Below are 560 nucleotides of genomic sequence, written 5' to 3'. Positions count from 1 at the left end.
AAGTTGACGTCGGTGTTTGAGAACTGTGGGCAGAGGTAGTTCACGTAGTCGGGCATCCGGCGCAGGATCGTGTCGGTAACCGCTTCGGCGGTGTATCCGCGCACCGCCTTGTCGCGCTGCAGCTTTTGGATCCATTCCAGGTTGATCACCGGCACAACGCCGATACGTAGGTCGGCGTGGCCGGCCACGTCGACGGTGTCGGTCACGACCGCGCCGTGCAGGCCCTCGTAGAACAACAGGTCGGTGTCGCCGGGCAGCTCCTCCCATGGCGTGAAGGTGCCCGGCCGCTGACCGTACGGCGCGGCCTCTTTCTCATCGTGAAGATACTTGCGGACCTTGCCGGTACCGGTCTCACCGTAGACCTTGAACAGCTCCGCGAGCTCCTCGAACAGGTTGGCCTCGGGCCCGAAATGACTGAACGAGTGGTCGCCGCGGGCGTGCGCGTCGGCAATCGCGGTCTTCATTTCGGCGCGGTCATAACGATGAAAGCTGTCACCCTCCACGTAGGCGACGTTGATGCCCTCGCGGCGGAAGATCTGCTGAAACGTGCGCATGACCGA

1 pseudogene is annotated in these 560 nt (G+C 63.0%); it reads right to left on the bottom strand.

Annotated elements, in window-relative coordinates:
• Positions 1 to 560 (bottom strand): annotated as a pseudogene (locus CQY20_RS34030) (phosphoribulokinase); the annotation flags it as partial.

The sequence above is a fragment of the Mycolicibacterium agri genome (assembly GCF_002553505.1).
In the GTDB taxonomy this organism is placed as follows: domain Bacteria; phylum Actinomycetota; class Actinomycetes; order Mycobacteriales; family Mycobacteriaceae; genus Mycobacterium; species Mycobacterium agri.
The sequence above is the reverse complement of the archived record's forward strand: the minus strand, read 5'-3'. Positions and strand labels throughout refer to the sequence as shown.